The 21,019-nt window shown below is 44.0% G+C and carries 27 protein-coding genes; 2 read left to right on the forward strand and 25 right to left on the reverse strand.

From position 1 onward, the window contains the following. Positions 1-5: 5 nt before the first annotated feature. Positions 6-962 carry a diaminopimelate epimerase gene (dapF, locus tag FQV28_RS16420; RefSeq protein WP_146497598.1) on the reverse strand — a complete coding sequence of 319 codons (957 nt, stop codon included), beginning with the start codon at positions 960-962 and terminating at the stop codon, positions 6-8. A gap of 24 nt (positions 963-986) precedes the next feature. Beyond that, entirely contained in the window at positions 987-2,069 is a 1,083-nt protein-coding gene (locus FQV28_RS16425; RefSeq protein ID WP_146497599.1) for an undecaprenyldiphospho-muramoylpentapeptide beta-N-acetylglucosaminyltransferase, read from the reverse strand. A gap of 111 nt (positions 2,070-2,180) precedes the next feature. Here FQV28_RS16425 and FQV28_RS16430 point away from each other — a divergent pair, with 111 nt between their 5' ends. Further along, positions 2,181-3,530, forward strand: coding sequence for an MATE family efflux transporter (locus tag FQV28_RS16430; protein WP_146497600.1), 1,350 nt, complete (start codon positions 2,181-2,183; stop codon positions 3,528-3,530). On the opposite strand, the gene FQV28_RS16435 is transcribed toward FQV28_RS16430, so the two are convergent. The 18 genes from FQV28_RS16435 to FQV28_RS16515 form a co-directional block, all read right to left on the reverse strand. After that, positions 3,524-3,763 carry a hypothetical protein gene (locus FQV28_RS16435; protein WP_146497601.1) on the reverse strand — a complete coding sequence of 80 codons (240 nt, stop codon included), beginning with the start codon at positions 3,761-3,763 and terminating at the stop codon, positions 3,524-3,526. The genes FQV28_RS16430 and FQV28_RS16435 overlap by 7 nt on opposite strands. Further along, positions 3,760-4,641, reverse strand: a complete 882-nt coding sequence (locus tag FQV28_RS16440; protein WP_146497602.1) for a CobW family GTP-binding protein — start codon at positions 4,639-4,641, stop codon at positions 3,760-3,762. Before FQV28_RS16440 ends, FQV28_RS16435 begins: the two co-directional genes overlap by 4 nt. Before the next feature lie 87 nt (positions 4,642-4,728). Then, a complete protein-coding gene (locus FQV28_RS16445; RefSeq protein WP_146497603.1) occupies positions 4,729-6,210 on the reverse strand; it encodes a lmo1851 family serine protease in 1,482 nt (493 codons plus the stop codon). Between the two features lie 95 nt (positions 6,211-6,305). Then, complete coding sequence (gene deoD / locus FQV28_RS16450; protein ID WP_146497604.1) at positions 6,306-7,010, reverse strand: purine-nucleoside phosphorylase; 705 nt, start codon at positions 7,008-7,010, stop codon at positions 6,306-6,308. A 70-nt stretch (positions 7,011-7,080) separates the two neighbouring features. After that, on the reverse strand, positions 7,081-7,296 hold the full coding sequence (locus tag FQV28_RS16455; protein ID WP_146497605.1) for a YozE family protein: 216 nt from the start codon (positions 7,294-7,296) through the stop codon (positions 7,081-7,083). Between the two features lie 55 nt (positions 7,297-7,351). Continuing rightward, the gene (msrB, locus tag FQV28_RS16460) at positions 7,352-7,777 is read right to left on the reverse strand and encodes a peptide-methionine (R)-S-oxide reductase MsrB (protein WP_146497606.1); all 426 of its coding nucleotides are present in this window, start codon (positions 7,775-7,777) and stop codon (positions 7,352-7,354) included. After that, positions 7,774-8,304, reverse strand: coding sequence for a peptide-methionine (S)-S-oxide reductase MsrA (gene msrA / locus FQV28_RS16465; protein WP_146497607.1), 531 nt, complete (start codon positions 8,302-8,304; stop codon positions 7,774-7,776). Before msrA ends, msrB begins: the two co-directional genes overlap by 4 nt. Positions 8,305-8,320: 16 nt before the next feature. Then, on the reverse strand, positions 8,321-8,896 hold the full coding sequence (locus tag FQV28_RS16470) for a YpmS family protein (RefSeq protein ID WP_255472987.1): 576 nt from the start codon (positions 8,894-8,896) through the stop codon (positions 8,321-8,323). Between the two features lie 17 nt (positions 8,897-8,913). After that, positions 8,914-9,711 carry a GDSL-type esterase/lipase family protein gene (locus FQV28_RS16475; RefSeq protein WP_146497609.1) on the reverse strand — a complete coding sequence of 266 codons (798 nt, stop codon included), beginning with the start codon at positions 9,709-9,711 and terminating at the stop codon, positions 8,914-8,916. A gap of 22 nt (positions 9,712-9,733) precedes the next feature. Continuing rightward, the gene (locus FQV28_RS16480; protein ID WP_146497610.1) at positions 9,734-10,573 is read right to left on the reverse strand and encodes a DegV family protein; all 840 of its coding nucleotides are present in this window, start codon (positions 10,571-10,573) and stop codon (positions 9,734-9,736) included. A 129-nt stretch (positions 10,574-10,702) separates the two neighbouring features. After that, a complete protein-coding gene (locus tag FQV28_RS16485; RefSeq protein ID WP_146497611.1) occupies positions 10,703-11,185 on the reverse strand; it encodes a dihydrofolate reductase in 483 nt (160 codons plus the stop codon). A 12-nt stretch (positions 11,186-11,197) separates the two neighbouring features. Continuing rightward, the gene (locus FQV28_RS16490) at positions 11,198-12,142 is read right to left on the reverse strand and encodes a thymidylate synthase (RefSeq protein ID WP_146497612.1); all 945 of its coding nucleotides are present in this window, start codon (positions 12,140-12,142) and stop codon (positions 11,198-11,200) included. A gap of 76 nt (positions 12,143-12,218) precedes the next feature. After that, positions 12,219-12,812, reverse strand: a complete 594-nt coding sequence (locus tag FQV28_RS16495; protein WP_146497613.1) for a YpjP family protein — start codon at positions 12,810-12,812, stop codon at positions 12,219-12,221. Between the two features lie 341 nt (positions 12,813-13,153). After that, complete coding sequence (locus tag FQV28_RS19320; RefSeq protein ID WP_186763922.1) at positions 13,154-13,303, reverse strand: hypothetical protein; 150 nt, start codon at positions 13,301-13,303, stop codon at positions 13,154-13,156. A gap of 85 nt (positions 13,304-13,388) precedes the next feature. After that, entirely contained in the window at positions 13,389-14,183 is a 795-nt protein-coding gene (locus FQV28_RS16500; protein ID WP_146497614.1) for a class I SAM-dependent methyltransferase, read from the reverse strand. Next, complete coding sequence (locus FQV28_RS16505) at positions 14,180-14,617, reverse strand: BrxA/BrxB family bacilliredoxin (RefSeq protein ID WP_146497615.1); 438 nt, start codon at positions 14,615-14,617, stop codon at positions 14,180-14,182. Before FQV28_RS16505 ends, FQV28_RS16500 begins: the two co-directional genes overlap by 4 nt. A gap of 178 nt (positions 14,618-14,795) precedes the next feature. Beyond that, positions 14,796-15,194 carry a hypothetical protein gene (locus FQV28_RS16510; RefSeq protein ID WP_146497616.1) on the reverse strand — a complete coding sequence of 133 codons (399 nt, stop codon included), beginning with the start codon at positions 15,192-15,194 and terminating at the stop codon, positions 14,796-14,798. A gap of 234 nt (positions 15,195-15,428) precedes the next feature. Beyond that, positions 15,429-15,638, reverse strand: coding sequence for a hypothetical protein (locus FQV28_RS16515; protein WP_146497617.1), 210 nt, complete (start codon positions 15,636-15,638; stop codon positions 15,429-15,431). A gap of 267 nt (positions 15,639-15,905) precedes the next feature. Here FQV28_RS16515 and FQV28_RS16520 point away from each other — a divergent pair, with 267 nt between their 5' ends. After that, a complete protein-coding gene (locus FQV28_RS16520) occupies positions 15,906-16,301 on the forward strand; it encodes a hypothetical protein (protein WP_146497618.1) in 396 nt (131 codons plus the stop codon). A 140-nt stretch (positions 16,302-16,441) separates the two neighbouring features. Here FQV28_RS16520 and FQV28_RS16525 read toward each other — a convergent pair whose 3' ends face one another. The 5 genes from FQV28_RS16525 to FQV28_RS16545 all read right to left on the reverse strand — a co-directional run bounded on the left by FQV28_RS16525 (position 16,442) and on the right by FQV28_RS16545 (position 20,883). After that, positions 16,442-16,651, reverse strand: a complete 210-nt coding sequence (locus FQV28_RS16525; RefSeq protein ID WP_146497619.1) for a hypothetical protein — start codon at positions 16,649-16,651, stop codon at positions 16,442-16,444. Between the two features lie 77 nt (positions 16,652-16,728). Next, complete coding sequence (locus FQV28_RS16530) at positions 16,729-17,040, reverse strand: hypothetical protein (protein WP_146497620.1); 312 nt, start codon at positions 17,038-17,040, stop codon at positions 16,729-16,731. A 178-nt stretch (positions 17,041-17,218) separates the two neighbouring features. Continuing rightward, positions 17,219-18,349, reverse strand: coding sequence for a conserved virulence factor C family protein (locus FQV28_RS16535; protein ID WP_146497621.1), 1,131 nt, complete (start codon positions 18,347-18,349; stop codon positions 17,219-17,221). 21 nt (positions 18,350-18,370) lie between these two features. After that, on the reverse strand, positions 18,371-20,251 hold the full coding sequence (locus FQV28_RS16540) for an ABC-F family ATP-binding cassette domain-containing protein (protein WP_146497622.1): 1,881 nt from the start codon (positions 20,249-20,251) through the stop codon (positions 18,371-18,373). Further along, positions 20,248-20,883, reverse strand: coding sequence for an HD domain-containing protein (locus tag FQV28_RS16545; RefSeq protein ID WP_146497623.1), 636 nt, complete (start codon positions 20,881-20,883; stop codon positions 20,248-20,250). Before FQV28_RS16545 ends, FQV28_RS16540 begins: the two co-directional genes overlap by 4 nt. Positions 20,884-21,019 lie beyond the last annotated feature (136 nt).

Here is a 21,019-nt window from a genome sequence, read left to right on the forward strand (position 1 = left end):
GCTTTCTATTGCACAAATTGATCAGACACAGAGGAAGTTTGTTCGATAAACTTCTCGTACAAAGCTTGTTCCTCGAGCTCCTCCGTTGATTTAAAACTGCTATTTTCCACGTCTTCTTCCCAAAGGAATTGATGGACGGATAAAATGGTTGCATTGCCCGTCAATAAGAGCTGGATTTCTTGGCCATTTTTCTCGACTTGGCATTGGACCATGCCGCCCGGGTTGTAGACGTAAACATTGCCAAATGGAACAAGGCCCGCCATGCAGCTGATCAGCGCCGAAGCCGTCATTGCCGTTCCGCAAGCATTGGTAAATCCGACACCGCGCTCGAAAGTCCGCACAAAAATCCCTTCTTCAACCTTGGTGACATAACTGACATTGACGCCGTCCGCGAAATAGTCATTTGGGCCGTTAAACTGTTCCGCCCACTTTTGCTGATGGCTTTGGTCGGCTTGGTATTCGGCTGCAACAATACCGATCAGATGAGGGTTCGGTACAGCTACTGCCGAAAAGGCGATGTCTTCAGAGATGAACGGCAGCGGCTTGAGGATCCACTCCTTGCTGCCTTCATACTCCATCGGCAAATCTGCCAGTTTAAAGGAAACCGGCGAAATTTCAACTGAGTATCTGGCAATGCCGTCCATTAATGTTTTTTCCTTTTTCACTTGAAGCGAAGCTTTCATCGTCTCAATGACTGCTTCTTCAATTCCATCCCGCTCACAGACAAACCTCGCCACACAGCGAAGCCCGTTTCCGCACATGGACGCTTCGGAACCATCGCGGTTAAAGACGCGCATTTTGGCATCTGCAACAGCCGAAGGCAAAACGACAAGCAATCCATCAATGTCCGGATCGATTGCTGCCAATTGCAGCGCAAGCTTGTCATAATCGTTGCGTTCTGCTCCCTCAACCATATAGAACGTATTCATGGAGCCGTGTACTTTTTGCAAAGTCAATTCCATTGTTGTCACCTCTAAATATCGGATTTACCGTTTTTTTGTATGGGCTGCTACCAATTTAGCCATTTCATAGGCCGTTTTCGGAGGCTCAGCTGAAATCATGTTTTCCACTAGCAGCTCTTCATTGGCACGCAGCTGGTTCATCGCCTTCATGAAACTTTCAGGCGTTAAATCTTCCTCTTCGATAACATGGGCAAAGCCCTGGCGCTGGAACAGTTCTGCGTTTAACAGCTGGTCCCCGCGGCTTTTAAGTTTTGAAAGCGGAATTAGCAGCATCGGTTTCTTCAAGGCAAGAAATTCGAAAATTGAATTTGATCCCGCCCGGGAAACAACAAAATCCGTCATATGAAGCAAATGCGAAAGCTCGTCAGTAACATATTCAAACTGGCAATAATTCGCTTTGTCGTGCAGCGCTTCATCAACGTTTCCTTTACCACACAAGTGAATGATATTGTATTGCTTAAGCAATTCGGGAAGGTTGATGCGGATGGCGTCATTGATGACGGCCGAGCCTTGGCTTCCGCCCATAATCATCAATACCGGCATGTCGTTGTCGAAACTGCAAATTTCTTTGCCTCTTGCAGCAGAGCCATCCATCAACTCACTGCGGATCACTGATCCCGTGCACGTGGATTTTTCAGCCGGCACATATTTCAGCGTTTCTTTGAAAACGGTGAAGATATGGTCCGCGAACGGCATGGCAATTTTATTGGCCAAGCCCGGAGTGACATCCGATTCATGGATGATGACCGGAATTGACATTAATTTGCCTGCCATTGCTACAGGGACCGATACGAAACCGCCTTTAGAAAAAATAGCTGCAGGTTTTGCTTTCCGGATAACATTCAGCGCTTGCATCAGCCCCGCTCCTACACGGAAAGGGTCTGTAAAGTTTTTCATCGAAAAATACCGGCGCAACTTGCCGCTTGAGATGGGGTGGTATTTCAAATCGGGGAATGCTCCGGAAATAAGCTCCTTTTCAATCCCGTCTTTTGAGCCGATATATTCGACATTGTAATTCATGTTTTTCAATTCGGGGATCAGTGCCTGGTTCAACGAAACGTGGCCAGCAGTACCGCCTCCGGTTAATAGAATGGTTCTTTTGTTCATTGTACTGTCCTACTCTCTCATGTATATATTCACTTTTACTAGCCGCTTTAAAGCGATATTTTCTATGCTATACTTAGATTTGTTGTTTACTGGCATATTGGAGGATGAAGCATGTACGAAACCGAAACAAAAAAAAGGAAAATGAAACTTTTATTGAAAATTGTATTTCCCATTTTAGTCACACAAGTCGCAATGTATTTAGTAACCTTTTTCGATATTTACATGACTGCACGCTACGGGACAGATGATTTAGCCGGTGTTTCCATCGGATCGTCTTTCTGGGTTCCCGTTTACATCGGCCTTGCCGGCATTCTAATGTCCATCACTCCAATTGTAGCACAATTAATGGGCGCTAAGAAAAAAGAACAAGTAAAAGATACGGTCCAGCAAGGGATTTACCTGGCAGTCTTATTAGCCATTGCCGTATTTTTCTTTTTCCTGTTCGGCAGCAGCTTCTTGCTCGGTTTTATGAAGTTGGAGCCTGCAGTTTCTGATGTTGCAGCCACCTATATTTTCGCAATGAGCTTGGGCCTTGTTCCGTTATTTGTCTATAACGCTTTGCGTTCTTATATCGATGCGCTGGGGTCGACACGCATTACGATGTTTATATCGCTCATTTCCGCTCCGATCAACGTCTTCTTCAACTATTTATTGATCTTCGGAAATTTCGGCTTCCCTGAACTTGGAGGCGCCGGTGCAGGCTATGCTTCCGCTATTACATATTGGCTCATCTTATTTATTGCGATCTGGATTATCCATACGAAAAAGCCGTTTTCGTCGTTCGCCATTTTCACAGGCTGGTCAAAGCCGGTCATATCGAAAATCAGTGAAATCAGCCGGCTTGGCATTCCGATCGGGATTTCGATATTCGCTGAAACGAGCATCTTCTCCGCTGTTACGCTAATGATGAGCACATATGGGACAATCACCATTGCAGCCCATCAAATTGCCATCAATTTCACATCGCTTTTATATATGCTGCCGCTCAGCATTTCAATGGGCGCAACCATTTTAGTCGGTTTTGAAATCGGCGCCAAACGCTACGGGGATGCGAAACAATACAGTTGGATGAGTGTCGGGACGGCAGTAAGCTTCAGCTTTGTCTCAGCTTGCGTGTTGTTTTTCATGCGTGAACAAATTGCCGCGCTGTACTCATCAGATCCCGCGGTTATCGAGCTGGCGGTGCAATTTTTAGTTTTTGCGGCACTCTTTCAATTATCGGACGCCATCCAAGCTCCGGTTCAAGGGGCTCTTCGCGGATACAAGGATGTGAACATCACCTTTATAATGGCACTGATCTCTTACTGGGTCATTGGATTGCCTGTTGGCTACCTCCTCGCCGGATTTACCGGCTTCGAAGCGTTCGGCTTCTGGATCGGCCTCATTGCCGGACTGACAGCCGGCGCAATCACTTTATCCATCCGCCTTATTACAATACAAAAAAAGATTGCGGCTCAATGAGCCGCAATCTTTTTATATAGTTCGGCCAGATCGGTTTTCTCGTCATCTGCCAAGTCTGACTGCTCAATCCGTTCCATCGCCAGCTGAAGTTTTTCTGCCTTGGTTTTTCTTACGCGCGGATGCGTTAATTCATCATTCAATTCGATTCTCACGTACTTTTCGAGTTCTTCCATGCTGCTGATTTTGTCCACAGCAGTACGGTTAGGCCACAGTTTTTTAAATGCCTCGATCATGGCAGCTCCACTCCTTCGAGCCCTTCTCCGATGACCACAATTTGCGGCTGCATTTTCACGTATTCAGGCAGCCACTGCGCCATGCCATATGCGTATTGGAAAGCATGGGGGTATTTATCCCCTTCGAGCGGCACATACCCTTTTATGCGGTAAACGGTTTCCGGAAGCGCGCGCAGCCATTCCTCGAACTTTTCTCTTTTAACACCAGTTTCAAAACGCAATACTTTTGTATCCAAATTCAATTTTGCTACCGGCGCTTTTACAACGCTGCCGAATTTTTTGGCTGTCGTTTTTTCCAGTTGCTTGAAAGGCACTTTCGAATGGACCGTTTGGATAATTTGGGCCGTCGGGTTTAACGATTGCAGTTCATAAACAGTGTTCGCTTGTTCGCCTTCTGTCAGCAAATCCGATTTGTTAGCAAGAATAAGATCGGCATGGCGGATTTGTTCCAAAAACAACGAACGGATTTGCGGCGACAGTTCATTCCGGCTAAGCCAGCGTTTGCTGTCGGCGACCGTGATAATGCCTTTGAAATTCAAGCGGTCCGCAAACAGCGGCGAAAAAACAGCATCCAATGCTTCAACAGGATGGGCTGCGCCTGTCGTTTCAATCAATAAAACATCAAACGTCTCTTCTGCAAGCAAAGTCTGGATTTGCGCTTCCGATTTTTCAGACCCTGAACAGCAAATGCAGCCATCAAGCAGTTCTTTAAGCGGCACGCCCTCTTCCACTGCTTCCGAGTCGAAATTGGTCTGCCCTAACTCATTCATGAAAACAGCCGGTTTTAATCCTTGGTCTTTCACTTGTTGAATTATGTGTTTCAATAAAGTTGTTTTGCCGCTCCCTAAAAAGCCGCTGAACAAATATACATCGATCATCCAATCATCCTTTGCTTTTTGTGATAAGAAAAAGCCCGCAAATGCGGGCTTTTTCGCTTTCTTCATTATTCCTGAATGAAGCTTGTTTTATTCCGCTTCTTTCAAGATGACCTTTTGCGCTTCTTGCAGCATCGGATCATCTTTTTCAATTTTTTCTCGAAGGGCTGTCATGACCGCGTAAGTACTGTCACCTGTCAAAACGCCGTCCGCTTCTATTTTTTCGTCTTCCTGGAATTCTTTCACAGCACTTTCCATCTCTTCTTCGAACACGCCATCGACTTTTCCTACTTCATACCCAAGCGCTTTCAGCATTTTTTCAGCTGTTTGCACTTGCTCTGAAATTGTACCGTCTTTCAATTCGACGCTCGGATCTAAAACAGGCAATGAAGCATACTCAGGGTATTCGACTTTAATATCAGGTTCGATGCCTTTTTCATGAATCCAGTTGCCATCAGGAGTCAGCCATTTAGCTGTTGTGAATTTCAGATTAGATCCATCCGACATATTGTTTGCTGTTTGCACAGTTCCTTTGCCGAATGATTTCTCGCCGATTAATTGAACATTTCCGGATTCGCTTACTGCACCAGCCAAAATCTCGGATGCCGACGCGCTTCCGCCATCAATCAAAAGTGTTACAGGAACTTTCACTTTCGTACCGCCAGTAGCCGTATAGACTTCAGGTTCTGCACCTTTTGCCTGAACTTCAAACAATGTTTTTCCTTCTTCTACAAACAAATCGGAAATATCGAGGGCTGCTGTCAATAAGCCGCCCGGGTTTTGGCGAACATCAAGGACCATTGCTTTCATTCCTTGGCTTTCCAACTCTTCAATGGCAGCAAGCAGCTCTTCATAAGTTTTTTCAGCAAAGCTGGTGATTTGAATATGCGCAACTTTATCGTCATTCATTTCAGCATAGACCGTTTCAATTGGAATTTCATCACGGACAATTTCAATTTTAATCGGCTCAGAGTTTTCGCCGCGGCGAATGGTCAAAGTTACTTTTGTTCCTTTTTCCCCACGGATAAGCATAACCGCTTCTGAAGAACTAAAGCCCTGGATGCTTTTCCCATCCACTTCAGTGATCAAGTCATTCGGCAAAATGCCCGCTTTTTCAGCTGGAGAATTTTTGATTGGAGACACGACGGCTACATAGCCGCTGCGTTCCTGGATTTCCGCCCCAATTCCTTCAAAGCTAGAAGAAATGCCTTCCGTAAACTGGGCCGCTTCTTCTTCGTTCATATAATCAGAGTAAGGGTCGCCGAGCGCTTCGATCATTCCGTTGATCGCGCCATTAACCAACTGGTCACTCTCGACATCTTCATAGTATTCGCTTTCGATCTGGTCGTATGCGGCATAAAGCTTTTGAAACTCTTGCCGTTCCGGCGAATTCACCTGCACTGCTTTATCGTCGCCGAAAGTCAATGCAAAAATTGTCACCCCTGCTGTCAGTAATATCACGGTGAACACTAGCATGATAAATGAAAAAGTTTTCATCCGGATAAAATGCGAAGGAGTTTCTTCAACTGGAGGGATTTGTTCCTGATGATCACCAGGACGCTTTTCGTCCATTTTTCTTCACCACTTTCATAATTGCCTATCTAAAATTCATACATTTCAAAGCCGCGGGCATTAAAAGAAAAAGACTGGCTAAGCAGTCTTCAATCTTATTCTTGTATTGCAGCGTCCAAAGCGACCACTATCATGTCGTTGAATGTGGTTTGGCGTTCTTCGGCAGTTGTTACTTCGCCAGTCAATAAATGATCGCTGACAGTCAAAATAGCCAATGCTTGGCGGCCAAATTTTGCAGCTAATGTATAAAGGGCTGCTGATTCCATTTCAAGTCCAAGAACACCGTACTGCGCCCATTTCTCGTGTTCTGCAAATTCGTTATAGAAAACGTCTTCAGTGAAAACATTTCCGACACGCAAGTTCAAGCCTTTTTCAACCCCTGCATTGTATGCTTTAAGCAACAAATCGAAATTCGCTGTTGGGGCATAAGAGATGCCATTGAAAATAAGTTCGTTCATTTTCGAGTTGGTAGAAGCGCTTTGAGCGATAATGACATCACGCAATTTCACATCTTTGTGGATAGAGCCGCAAGTTCCGACGCGAATTAACTTCTGCACATCGTATTCCTGCATCAATTCTGTTACGTAGATGGAGATTGAAGGTACACCCATGCCTGTTCCTTGAACTGAAATGCGTTTGCCTTTATATGTACCTGTATAACCGAACATATTGCGCACTTCGTTATAGCATGTTACATCTTCCAAAAAAGTTTCTGCGATATACTTCGCGCGAAGCGGATCTCCTGGCAATAAAATCGTATCTGCAATATCGCCTTTTTTTGCATTAATATGAACACTCATTAAAAAAACCTCACTTTACTATAGTCGGTATAATCATACTGGTTTTTCATCTTTAGTGCAATGACGAGCCCTATTGGCTTGAATAGTCATCCCACATTTGGTCGAACGTTGAGGCTTTCATGATCGGGTGCGCTTTTTCTTCGATGTACCGCGAAAGCTTTTCAAAATCGTTTGAAGTTTTTGGGAAGCTCGGGTCCAAAAACATGGCATCTGCAAAACGCGAAAATTCATCAGGGTTTATTTTGCCTCGGTAATTCAAGGCGAAATGGTAAAATGAACGGTCCATAGCAACCTCCTTTCTTATCGGCGAACAAAAACCCGGACTCCAGTCCGGGTTTTTATCATTCAAACAATTGTTTGTATTCGGACAAACCTTCTGCATCCAATTGGTCTTTCGGCACAAACCGTAGAGCTGCAGAGTTGATGCAATAACGCAAGCCGCCAAGCGACGACGGGCCATCCGGGAACAAATGCCCCAAATGGGAATCAGCAGTTGCCGACCGGACTTCTGTCCGTCTCATGCCATGGCTTGTATCAAAGTTTTCTTTGATTTCTTCGGTTTCCAATGGTTTCGCGAAGCTTGGCCAGCCGCAATGCGAGTCGAATTTGTCTTTAGAGCTGAAAAGCGGCTTGCCGGATACGATGTCCACGTAAATGCCTTCTTCAAAATGCTGGTCAAATTCGTTGCGGAAAGGAGGTTCCGTACCATTTTCTTGTGTAACGTGATATTGCATTGGCGTCAATTTTTCTTTTAAATCGTCTTTCATTGCCCTGCACCCCAATTCTTTTCGATGAATCCAGCCCGACCGGAACCGACAGAATACCGGTTATAGTGAGCAGGATTTTTCTTATAGTAATCCTGATGGTATTCTTCTGCCAAATAAAACGGCTTAGCTTCCAAGATGGGCGTTGCCACCGGTTTTGAAAACTTGCCGGAATTGTTTAATTCCTGCTTGGATTTCTCTGCCGCTAGCCGCTGCTCCTCCGAATGGTAAAAAATCGCCGTTTGATAAGAAGAACCGCGGTCAAAAAACTGGCCGCCAGCATCTGTTGGGTCAATCTGTGTCCAAAACACATCCAACAGTTTTTCATATGGGAATATTTCCGGCTGGAACGTAATTTGAACCGCCTCCACATGGCCCGTTGCATTCGAACAGACTTGTTCATAGGTCGGGTTCGGCAAATCGCCTCCCGTATAGCCGCTGACTACTTCTTCAATTCCCGGAAGCGTATCGAACGGTTTGACCATACACCAAAAACACCCTCCGGCAAATGTAGCTTTTTCAGTTTTCATGTTCCCACTCCCATCTTTATGGTCGGACGGTCACTTCCAGGCGAATATCATCTTCTTCCAAATCAAAAGAAGACGCCCGCACGGAAATTCCATCCTCCAACGGTATTTCCGTCAGCTTTAGCAACACTTCATTTTGCTTAGGGTTCACTTCCATGAAATCGGGAAGCTCCACTGAATCTCTTAACAACTTTAACGCAGATTCGGGTGGAATATCCAGCATTCCGATTTCCACTGATTGTTGCTTGAGCAATAAATTCCCATCTTCTTGTACGTAAGGATTAAATTTCAGCAATATCGGCAATGTTTGGGTAAAAACCGTCAACTCTGTGGACAGATTCACTGCCCCATTCAGCGACAATGTCAGCGGCACTGGAGAATCAGCCATTTCTTTTTGGATATACGTGTTGGCAATTCCTTCAAAATCCGCTTTTGTCGTACGGACCATAAGAGAGTTCCCTTCTATTTGATCCCTTTTAACTGCCCCGAAGGCACTGTAATCGGCAGCTGGAGTCGTCACGTACATAAAAATCCCTAGTATTGCCAGCAAATTTATCGCAAGCAATGTTATAAAAGCCATCCGCCATTTCTTCACCTGCTGCCACCCCCCTCCTACTCTTGGAAACTGAACCCGCATTCTTCCATGCGTTCGATGATGCGCTCTGTCATTAAATCATAGCCTTTGCTGTTCGGATGAAAAAAATCCGTGTGGTAAACCAAATTGTCGTTGCCGATAAACAAGTCATTAACAGGCACAAAACAAGCTTGTGGATCGGCTTCGGCTACCGCTTCCATACTGCTATTATACTCTGAAATGATTTGATCAAACTCCTTGACGTCCTGGGTGATCAAAGAAAACGGGTTGTAAATGCCTAACACGATAATCGGAACCGTCGGGTTAATGGATCGGATGGAAGAAAAAATTGTCCGATACCGATTTTCGTATAAAATCAATTCATCTTCAAAAGCTTCCACAGTCAGTGAAAACAAATCGCGTTTAACAATGCGCATGACATCATTTCCGCCAATCGTCATGACAATATAATCTGCCTGTGCCACAGGTCCAGTCAATTCGCCTTTCTGAAACATTGCGAGCAATTGATCGCTCCGCCGCCCCCGCTTGGCCGTGTTTTCCACTACTGCGCCACGGACGCCAGGCCATTCTCTCATTTCTTGTGTGAGCCTGCCAACATAGCCGCCGATATTTTCTTCATCTCCTACCCCTTGTGACAACGAATCACCAAGAGCCGTTACAAGCAGCGCCTGAGGCACAAAATTGGGCGGAACTGTATAAGCTGAAAAAGCAGATGGAATTCTCGGTTCTGCTTCTTCATTTCCAAAAATGAAAGGTGAATTGCATCCCGCTAAGAAAACCATGACTGCAAGTGAGATAAACAGGATGCGTTTCACATCATTCGCTCCTTTTAGATCATTAATCCGTGTAATACATGAACCCAATCGCGCCAATTCCGGTATGGGTAGAAATAACTGGCGTCGTGTAATCAAATTTGATATTGGAATATCCCGCTTCTTCAAGCTGACGGCGAAGCGGTTCTGCCATCGCCAATCCTCCAGCATGAGCAATGCCGATGCCTTTGACGACTTTGCCTGCTGTGTTTGCCTTAATATCATTAAGCAAATACTGAACAGCTTGTTTATGGCTTCTCGCTTTAGCAACAGGGGTATACTCACCGCCATCAAGCGAGGCAATCGGCTTTATCTTCAAAAAAGAACCAACCATGGCACGCCCCTTGCCAATGCGGCCGCCTTTCACCAGATTATCGAGTGTATCCACTACTACAAATAATTTGGTGTTTTTGCGGATTTCTTCAACCCGTGCGACGATTTTTTCCACCGATTCGCCGGCCATTGCCATTTCTGCAGCTTCTATCACTTGAAAACCGAGTGCATGTGCGATATAGCGCGAATCGATTACGGTGACATCCGAATTGGACAGTTCAGCAGCAGTCCGCGCCGATTCAACAGTGCCGCTCATGCCGCCAGTCATATGAATGGAAATGATTTTATCGCCATTTCCTCCGAGACTATCATAGAGTTCTTTGAAAACCCCTGGTGCTGGCTGAGAACTTTTCGGCAATTCCTTGGATTTCTCCATCAATTCTAAAAAGGATTCCGGCTCCAAGTCCACACGGTCCAAATAAGTTTTTCCTTCTATTTGTATTGTCAGCGGCACAACATGCAAATTGTATTTACTGATGATATCCTCCTTTAAATCTGCTGTGGAATCTGTCACTATATGAATCTTTGACATGAAGTCACTTCCTTTTTTCTATAATCCTATTGTAAAAATTTTTCAGCCTTGCGGCAAACGATACGTATATTTCTACATTTTGCATAAAAAACAGACCTTTTCAGATCTGTTTTTCTTTTAAATGCGGGTTTATTTATTATTCCGTTCAAAAATCAAATACGAAAAAGGAGTACCGTTTGAAAGTAATTCTTCAGATTCCGATACCACCCTCCAGCCTTCTCCATATTCCGGAAAGAAAGTATCGCCTTCAAAAGGTTTCTTGATCAACGTAATGTATAGCCTGTCAGCGCGCGGCAAAATTGACCGGAACACTTCTTCTCCGCCGATGACCATAACCTCCTCGTGAACTTCTTCAGCCAACTGGATAGCTTGGTCAAGCGAATGGACTACATCGGCGCCTTCAACTTGATATTCGGCATTGCGGGTAACAATGATATTCCGGCGCTTAGGCAGCGGGCGCCCTATGGATTCATAAGTGTTCCGCCCCATGACGATTCCTTTGCCAACCGTGTGTTTTTTAAAATAAGCCAAATCTTCTGGAATATGCCATGGCAATTGGTTGTCTTTGCCAATGACCCTGTCTGGATCATGTGCCACCATTAACGAAATCATATCTGTTCCTCCTTATACTGCAACTGGCGCTGAAATTCTAGGATGCGGATCGTAGCCTTCAACCGAGATATCTGATAGGGTCAAATCAAAAATCGAATCAACGTTTTCGTTTATTTTAAGTGTCGGCAATTTTTTCGGTTCTCTGGCCAATTGTTCATTTACTTGTTCCAGGTGATTTGTATATAAATGTGTGTCTCCTGTTGTATGGACAAAATCGCCTACTTCTAGTCCGCATTCTCTCGCCACTAAATGTGTCAGCAACGCGTAAGAAGCAATATTAAAAGGAACACCTAAAAAAACATCGGCGCTTCTTTGGTAAAGCTGGCATGATAATTTGCCGTCCGCCACGTAAAATTGGAACATTGTATGGCAAGGCGGGAGCGCCATATCATCCACAAATTCCGGGTTCCACGCTGTTACCAGATGGCGTCTAGAGTCAGGATTGTTTTTGATCGCTTCGATCACGTTGCGAAGCTGGTCGATTGTGCCGCCTGTTGTGGTCGCCCATGAGCGCCACTGTTTCCCGTACACCGGCCCCAAATCACCGTATTTCTCTGCAAATGAGTCGTCCGCTAAAATTTTTTCCTGGAAAATGGCCATCTGTTCTTTATAAACAGCTGCAAATTCCTGATCTTTTTGCGCCCGTCTGCCAAAGTCCGACATATCCGGCCCTTTGTATTCTTCGCTTTCGACCCATTGAGCAAATGCCCATTCGTCCCAAATGTGGTTGTTTTCTGCAATCAGTGATTGGACATTTGTATCGCCTTTGATAAACCACAGCAGTTCTGAAACGATCAACCGGAACGCCGTTTTTTTTGTTGTCATCAATGGAAAACCTTCGCTCAAGTTATACCGCATCTGATAGCCGAAAACGCTCAGCGTTCCGGTTCCCGTACGGTCCTCTTTTCTTGTTCCATTATGTAAGATGTGTTCGCATAAGTCTAAATATTGTTTCATAATTTGTTCCCCTCCGTTATCCTTTCTATAATAACAAAAAAACATGAAAAAAAACCGTTACAACTGTAACGGTTTTTTACGACAGCCATTTAGGCGGTGTATCTTTTGACCAGTAAATGTCGCCAAGAGCGTAATGTTTTTGGTAATTATCCTCCGCTAAATGATAATGGAAATTAAAGAAATAACCTTCTTGCGGCTTTTTCTCTGTTCTTACATGGAAACGGATTTCATCTTTTTTAGTATTCGTGTCGTAAATGTGAAATATTTTTTCAGCATAATCCCCAGCGGGTTTTTCGCTTATCGCCAGCTGGTTTAACTTTTCAGCGCCGAGGCTTCCAAGATGCATATCGATTGCTTGCTGGATATTCGGCAAAATTGCAGTTTGGAACTCGTCTTGGATAACAGGCCCAATTCGGGAACCGAACTTCATATAAGCTTGTTCTTCTGATGTCTGATAGAACGAATCAATCACTGTCCGCCCATTGTCATAGTACTCGCTTAAGTCAACCCAATCGTACGTATAATCTTTGTTTTCATTTGCCGCTGCATGTGATTTCTGTGATCCCTTTTCGTCAAGAATGGTTTCCCATAGTGTATGGTTCGGGGAAATCGCTCCTAATGTCAGGACGGCTACTGCAATCATCAGCGATTTTTGCCACCAGCTTTTCATCAACATCACCCTCATTTTTGAACAATTTCTTACTTTGCATTGCTATTTTAGACGAATTTTTATGGGTAAAGGTTTCATCTTCTTGTATTTCATTGTACAATAAAGTTATTCATTTAGCTCTGTTTTTTCGAAAAAGGAGGAAATTTCTTGGATACTTCATTATTAGCCGGGCTTGGCCTTTTAGGCATGCTTGCGTATTTGATCTCATTGCATTATACAGACTAATCTCTTAAAAAAATGATTGAAAACTTACTATCCATAAGAAGTTTTAATAGCAGGCGAATCCGAATCAATCGGGTTCGCCTGCTATTTTTCATAAAAAGCAGAAAACTGCGCTTTGTTCATTTTTTCTGTTCTTTTTTACAATCGGATCGGCCTAATGAAAAGCCTAAAGCGATTGCGATACATAAATAAGCGATATTATCCTGCGTCAACCAAAGAACAAAAAAAGGCAATGCAATCGCCATGCCATATCCGGACCGGTTTGTCATCCACTCATCTCCTCTGTGGCTATATGATACTTATATACGGCAGCCGCGAGACAGAGTTTCATTTTGCATAGAAAAAACTCCGAAATCAATCATTTCGGAGTTTTTCTGCTTGGCAATCGATGACGCCGTAATGGAATTTTGTATTGGGCCGCACACGCCTTTGGAATCCGAACGTTTCAAAGTCACCGGATCTAAAATGCGCTTTTAGCACAACACTCTTTCGGGCTGCCCGCACTGCTTGATCTATCCATGCCTGTGTCAATTGGCCGGTGTTTGCAGTCTTACGCAGCGGCAAAAAATTAGATGACTCCCGGATTTCTTCAGTGAACATCGGATCCATATAGACAACATCAACAGAGTTGTCTGGAAGCGTAGACAAGTAAGCGAGTGCTTCCATATGAATAACCTGGATTCTTCTCATCGCTTCATTCAAATGAGGCATTTTTTCATATCCAGCCAATCCTTGTTCAATAACGTAGGCGATTATCGAATGCGATTCGCACCCGACAATCGTGCCTTTCTCTCCCACCCATTGTGAAGCTACAATGGCATCTGATGCCATTCCAAGTGTACAGTCGACAAACGAGTCGCCGCTTTGCAGGCCGGATACTTCGATCAACGGATCATCTGCAATCGGCCGCTTTGTCCGAAATGCAGAAGAATTGGGATGAAAAAAGAACGGCTCTGTTTTACCCAACGGATAAAACTCGAGGCGTTCTTTTGCGGCGACCAGCACATCACAGCCCAACTCTTCATGAAGTTTGTCGATGGAGCGCTTATTGCGCTCAAAAAACGGAATAGCCAGATTCCGTGCAACCTTTTCGGCTTTCTTTTTTAGCGCTTCCGTCGGCCGGTACGCCGTCGTTACAATTGCCTTCACTCAGCAGCTACCTGCTCCAATGCCTGCAGAAGATGGTCGCGTATATGTTCAACTGGATGGCCTTCAATCTGCTCACGCGGGATAAAATACGCCAGTTGCCCGTCTTTCAGCAAAGCAACCGACGGAGATGAAGGCGGAATTTCTTCAAAATAATTGCGCATTTGCGCAGTCGCCTCTTTGTCCTGACCAGCAAATACGGTAACCAAATGTTCGGGTTTTGCATCCGCTTGCCTTACCGCTTCAATGACCGCCGGACGAGCAAGGCCCGCGGCACAACCGCACACGGAGTTGATGACGACTAAGCTAACTCCTTTTGCTTCACTCATATGCTCGTTCACTTCTTCAGCGGTAGCCAGTTCCTTGAAACCTTCATCGGTCAATTGCTGGCGCATCGGAGCAACGATGCCTTTCATATATTCGTCATATGCGTTCATATTATCGCCTTCTTTCTTTAAATTCATTCACGCTTGGTGGAATGTGTTTTCTCTTCTCATTCTAACTCACTTATTGCGTTATTTCATTATTTCCAGCTCGAGACACGCTTATTCCGTTAGTTTCAAGTCTGCTTGATGGAATAAAAGAGAAAGCTATCGGACACTTTAAAGTCGAAGATTATCTTTTGCGTTTGAAGAGCTTCGTAAAAAAGCTGAAGGAGTTTTTGTCGTTCTCTCCGTATATCGCTTTATATCTGGCTTCGATATCTTTGGAGGCAAAATATTCCGCTTCATAAAATTGAATCGGCTCGATTCTCATCGTAACTATGCTGCCTTCCTCATTTTTTAATTCGCACCGATGCCACTGCCCACTTGGGTTGCTTTCATAATCGTTATTAATGAGGAAGTATTTCTCCATAAAGGGTCCAGCTGTACCATCGCCGGATATTTTAAACTCGATTGTTTTATTATAATTCAACAATGCTTCTTCATAATCCAAGTAGTCACAATATGTCTCCTTTTCTATAATAGAAGAATCTTCCGTACTTGTGATTAAACGATACAAAGTATTTTCCATTGTATAACCCCCTTAAAAAATTCTCATAGGGTTATTATACGCCTTCAGTAGTTAAAAAGCACTATGATTTTACTGCTTCCATAGCTGTTTAAGATTACGTTTTATTCTTTTCCGGTAAATAAATATACTTAAATAATTATTTGATTTTTCTAAAAAAAAATCATCTATTTCCTTCAATAACAATTTTCCTCGGGAAAACTCTTTAATTTTAAGCATGCAACTACAAAAGCCATCCTATTTGGATGGCTTCAATAAAGATATATGTATACCTTCGACAGTTGGCGGGCGAAGGATAATGAATTTCTCGCATTCTTCTATCGTATATTCCTGTAAAAACGATTCAACATCCATTGGATGTTCAATTTCTGTTTCTCTTATTATTTCCCTGGCTATTAAATAGCTCCGCGATTCATTCAATGTTCTTCCATTTACTGTAATATTCACAAGGCATCCCCCTTAACATAATTATAAGATTATCATACTTTTTTAAGGAAGTAACGCTTATTCTGAACTAAAAACTATAGAAATATATTTAAAATATAAGAAATATATGATTCTATTGATTCATAAACTAGTCCTTTTATCTTCTTTCCCCTTCCAATGAAGGAGTTTTCATCTATTTTCTTAACAAATAATAAATACGAGTTTTTGGAAAGCAGTAGGTGAATATCATTTTGTGTCGAATTGATAAAGGGAAAGGAGGTGCTCACTATGGGGAATATGCAAGAAACCATCAATGTTCTTCGGATTGCAATGGAGGGGGAATTTGGCCGTGACAACTCCTTATCGTTCATTACGCCGGCAGGCATCTATTTCGGAAAACTTTTGGCGATCAAAGAAGAAACAAGAGAACCTGCTAATGCGGATGAGCTTGTGCCGATCAATTATTCCAAAGCCAACTTCTATACGAGATCCGAGCTGAAAAGCCAGGACAACCATTTTTTGGAGGATTTGGATTTTAGTGAAACGATTCTGCTTGAAGATGTCAAATTCAAAACCGGCAAAACGGTCAACCACATTAAGCATGCGGTGCTCAATATCAACCAAATCATCTCGGTCCAACTGGTGGCTAACTCGGCCATTGACGATGTTTTGAAAAATTATTAAGTTTGTCAAGTATCCGCGGTGCACTAGGAGCTGCAGTTTTATTGCAGCTTCTTTTTTGTTGCAGAAAGTTCTAATTCCAGCTGTTTTTTTCTTCCCCGTTTAGCAAAAAAGCTCAAAAAAAAGAGCGTCCAATAGGACACTCACCACCTAAATACAAGTTCAACCGACTTTAAGTCTTTCACCAATTTTTTTTCATTTGTTGAATGAGAAACCAATTCAACATCAGGCTGGCATAAATTTTGAGTGAAATGATCGGAGATTTCGTCTGCCGCGACATGCACATCCACTTCTTCGCCACCCCATGTATCGCCGTCCACGAAATGATAGATCAAGTTGAATTTTTTGGGCATCGTACCCCTCCTTTCTTTTTCTATATTCGGCAAAGAAGGAAGAATCCCTGCACAATTCGGCTTTTTTCGTATTCAAGTCAAGAAATGCTTTTATTTTGTTTCGTGTATTCACTGTTCATATAGGACAACATCTCACCGAACACATCGTAGTCATACCATTCGAACGGAACCGTTTGAGAGACATCGTTCCCTGCTTTAATATGCAAGCTTGTTGCACTCAATTGCACAATGTGCCGATCATCAGCATTGTTCTTGTCTTTAATTTCCTTGCCGACATATCTTTTTTTCACTTTATTGAACAATGCGTCACGCTCGCCTTCATCGCTGAATTCCCACGATTCGTACTTTCCTTGGCAAAGAAGTTCAATACTGAAAATATCTGTTTCCATAGCTATCTCCCTCCTATTTCACCACTGCTTACGTTCGGTGAAATACTATGTGTTTAATGGAGTTTACCTCTTTCTCAGAGCAGAGAAACATTTTGTTTTGCCGCAAACGGAAAAATGCATAAAAAAAGCTGGCCCAAGCGCGCTGTTAACATGGCTTAGACCAGCTTTCCTGTTGATATCAATCTTCTTTCATCGCCTGGCGAGCTTCGGTCATTTGCTTCCAAACCGACCCTTTTGCTTCTTCGCCCTGTTCAATCCGGGCAATCGCCATTTTGATTTGCAGCTTGACTTCAAATTCCGGATCGTTTTCCGCTTCCTTTAAAGCGGGCAACGACGCTTCGGTTCCTGTTTCGTACAGGAACATTGCCGCTCTCCAGCGGACCAGTTTGTTTTTGTCTTTTAACGTCTCAATCATGATCGGCTCAAATTCCGGAAAGCCGAGATCACTGATGGCATCCCCGGCAGTTCTCCGGACAGCCCAGCTTTTGTCTCTCATCGCCCGTTCCATATAAGGCACCACTGCTTGATCCTTGATGTCCCCCAAATAAATGGCAGCTTGCCGGCGAATGGACATTTTTTCATCTTCCAGCGCATTTGCCAGAAGCGGCAAATCATCCAGTTCGCCTTCGTTCATCTGCTCAAGCAGCTGGAAACGTGTTTCCCAATCAGGAACATCGAATTCTTCTGCTGTGACTTTCCTGCCGCGGACGAATGTTTCCGTGTCTTCAGCCTGGTTCTCTGAAATCAAGCCATCAAGGCGGCTTTGGGGATAAGCCGCTTCCAGTTCTTCAACCACGCTTTGGCCGATTTCTTCCTTTTCCCCGTACCGGACACCGTAATCTGCCCATTTGCGCTGCAGCAAATAATTTTCTTCTGTCGGGTCCATGACTGCGCTCATGGCTCGAGTAAAGCGCTCCGGCATTGCAAAACGCTTTTCAGACAAGTTATCAAAGACTTTCACTTGCAGCGGAATGCCTTTAAACTGCTGAACGTGTACGTAGACTTCCCCGAAGTGTTCATCAATTTGAATCTCATCGTTCGCGCCTTTGCTGTCTTCTCCAAATATGCGTCGGACTTCCGCCAAAATCGCTTCCCAGTCAAATTTCGCGATTCGTTCGACCGCAAGAAAATCAGCAACGTGGTATACGCACTTAACGCCTTCCACTGCCAGGATTTTCCGCACTTCCGCCGGAGCGCCTTCCAGATTGTTCTCGTTGTAATTATGGCTTTTGCCAAACGGCAGTTCCTGGTCGATGATGACTTTCATCGTATTCGGGCTTGGAGTCGGTTCAATTGTTTTGATTTTCACACAAGGTCCCTCCTGTTCGTTTTATGACTCTGCAATTTCCTGGAGATAAGTCCACCGTTCAATCATCTGGTCATATTGCTCGGTCAGTTTATCAATATCTTCCGTTATTTTGTTCAATTTTTCAAAATCTGAACCACAAGATGCCATTGCTTCTTGCCGCTGTTCGATTTGCGCTTCCACTTCCGCTATATCATCGAGAATCGTGCTGTATTCTTTTTGTTCACTATACGTCATTTTCTTTTTCGGCTTTTCGGGTTTTGGCGCTTCTGTTACAAGTTCAGGCTCAGTCATTTGCTCCACTACAGGCTCTGGTTTTTCTTTGATAAATTCGGTATACAACCCTTGATATTCCAGAATCTGCCCCGTACCGGTTGTCCATAGCTTATGGGCGATGCGGTCCAGGAAAAAGCGGTCATGCGAAATGGTGATAACGACGCCCGGGAAATTTTCTAAAAAGTCTTCTAAGACAGACAATGTTTGTATATCCAAGTCATTTGTCGGTTCATCCAAGAATAAAATATTTGGCTGTTCCATTAATAATTTTAACAGGTAAAGGCGCTTTCGTTCGCCACCGGACAATTTGCCAATCAATGTACCATGGGCATTGGAAGGAAACAAAAACCGCTCCAGCATTTGTGTCGCCGATAACCGGACGCCTTTTGCGGCTTCATAGTCGCTGGAAATTTCCTGAATATACTCGATCATACGCTGGGATTCATTCATTTCAGGCAAATGCTGTGTGAAATGTGCAATTTTAACGGTGCTGCCGTATTCAATTTTGCCTTCAGTCGGCTCATACTCGCCAGCAAGCACTTTCATAAGTGTTGATTTACCGGCACCATTCGGGCCGACAATGCCGATGCGATCGCCTCCTTGCAGAAGGAAACTGAAGTTACGGAAAATAACGTTATCGCCAAAAGCCATTCCCAAATTCTCGCCTTCGATAATTTTTTTGCCAAGGCGTTGACTTTGCATGGACAATTCCAGAGACGTGTTGTCATTTTCTTTTTGTACATTTTCTTTTATTTCTTCAAAGCGCTGAATGCGTGCTTTTTGTTTTGTCGAGCGCGCTTTCGCGCCGCGCCGGATCCACTTCAATTCTGAACGGAAGCGGTTTTCCAATTTTTGCTGCGAAGAAGCTGCCATTTCATCGCGAATCGCTTTGTTCTCCAAATAATCGCCGTAGTTCCCTTTATGTGTATACATTGTCTGGTCGGCCAGTTCAAAGATATGGGTGGACACTGCATCCAGGAAATAGCGGTCATGCGTCACAAACAACATTGCGCTGTTCATGCGCAATAACGTTTCTTGAAGCCATTCTGTCGATATGGCATCCAGATGGTTGGTCGGTTCATCCAGCAATATCAGGTCTGCCGGTTCGATCAATGCCTTTGCGAGCGCTACGCGTTTGCGCTGTCCGCCTGACAATTCCCCGATCTTTTGTTCAAACATGTCAATGCCCAGTTTAGTCAACGCTGTTTTGGCGAGCGCATTAACATCCCATGCATTTTCCCGCTCCATGCCTTCTTGGATTTTCATCAGCTCATCCTGCAGCTGCGTAGAGCTTGAGTCGACCATCATATTTTGGAGTGCTTGTTCGTATGAACGGTTCAGTGCCAGTACTGGGGAATCGCCTGAGAAGACGGTTTCCAGAACGGTCAATGATTCATCAAATTCCGGTTCTTGTTTCAAATACGTGATTCGGTATTTCTTCGGGTGGTCCACCGTTACAGAATCCGCTTCCACTTCCCCGGCTAAAATTGACATCAATGTTGATTTCCCTGTTCCGTTGACGCCGATCAATCCCGCACGCTCTCCCGGATACAACGAAAATTCCACATCTTTAAATAAAGTTTTTGCTCCAACTGTTTTTGTTAAATTTGTTATATTAATATGGCTCATGCTTTCCCATCCGTTTCCTTTTGAAGTTGCTCTAAAAAGGATAACATAAATTGATGCCGTTCTTCAGCGATTTGCTTTCCGGCCGCTGTCGTCATCCGGTCTTTCAGCAATAATAATTTTTCATAAAAATGGGTAACGCTGCTTGTCGGCTTCGACCGGTATTCTTCTTCGCTCATGCTTTTCCGCGGTTGTTCTTGCCAATCGTAAAGCTTACGGCCTTTTGCCCCGCCAAAAGCGAACGTTCGCGCAATGCCGACTGCCCCGATTGCATCCAGCCGGTCAGCGTCTTGGACGATTTTTGCTTCGATCGTTTCAGCTGGAATTCCGCTGCCGCCTTTGAATGATACCGATTGGATGATGCTGCGGATTTCTGCTTTTTCAGTTTCCGCCAGATTCAGGCTATTCATGATATCCGTTTCCAAGTCTTCGCCTTCTTTACGGTATTTTGGATCGGATACGTCATGGAGCAATACCGCCATTTCCACCAAAAAGGCATTTGCTTTCTCCTGCTTTAAAATTTTCTTCGCATTTTGCATCACCCGTTCGATATGCTGCCAGTCGTGGCTCGCATCAAACGTATTGTAAATTTCTTTCACTGCTTTTTCGCATTGGCCAATAATATCTTTTGTCATAGTGTTCTCCTTTTCATCTGATGTCTTTATTATACTCTTTATCCCTCAATCTTGTTTCATCCCATTGACGATTAGAATGGCTTCATGTATAGTATAGCCACCATTAAAAGACTTTTTAATGGATCCGCGTCAAGAC

This window comes from Planomicrobium sp. CPCC 101079, from assembly GCF_007859275.1.
Taxonomy (GTDB): Bacteria; Bacillota; Bacilli; order Bacillales_A; family Planococcaceae; genus Planococcus.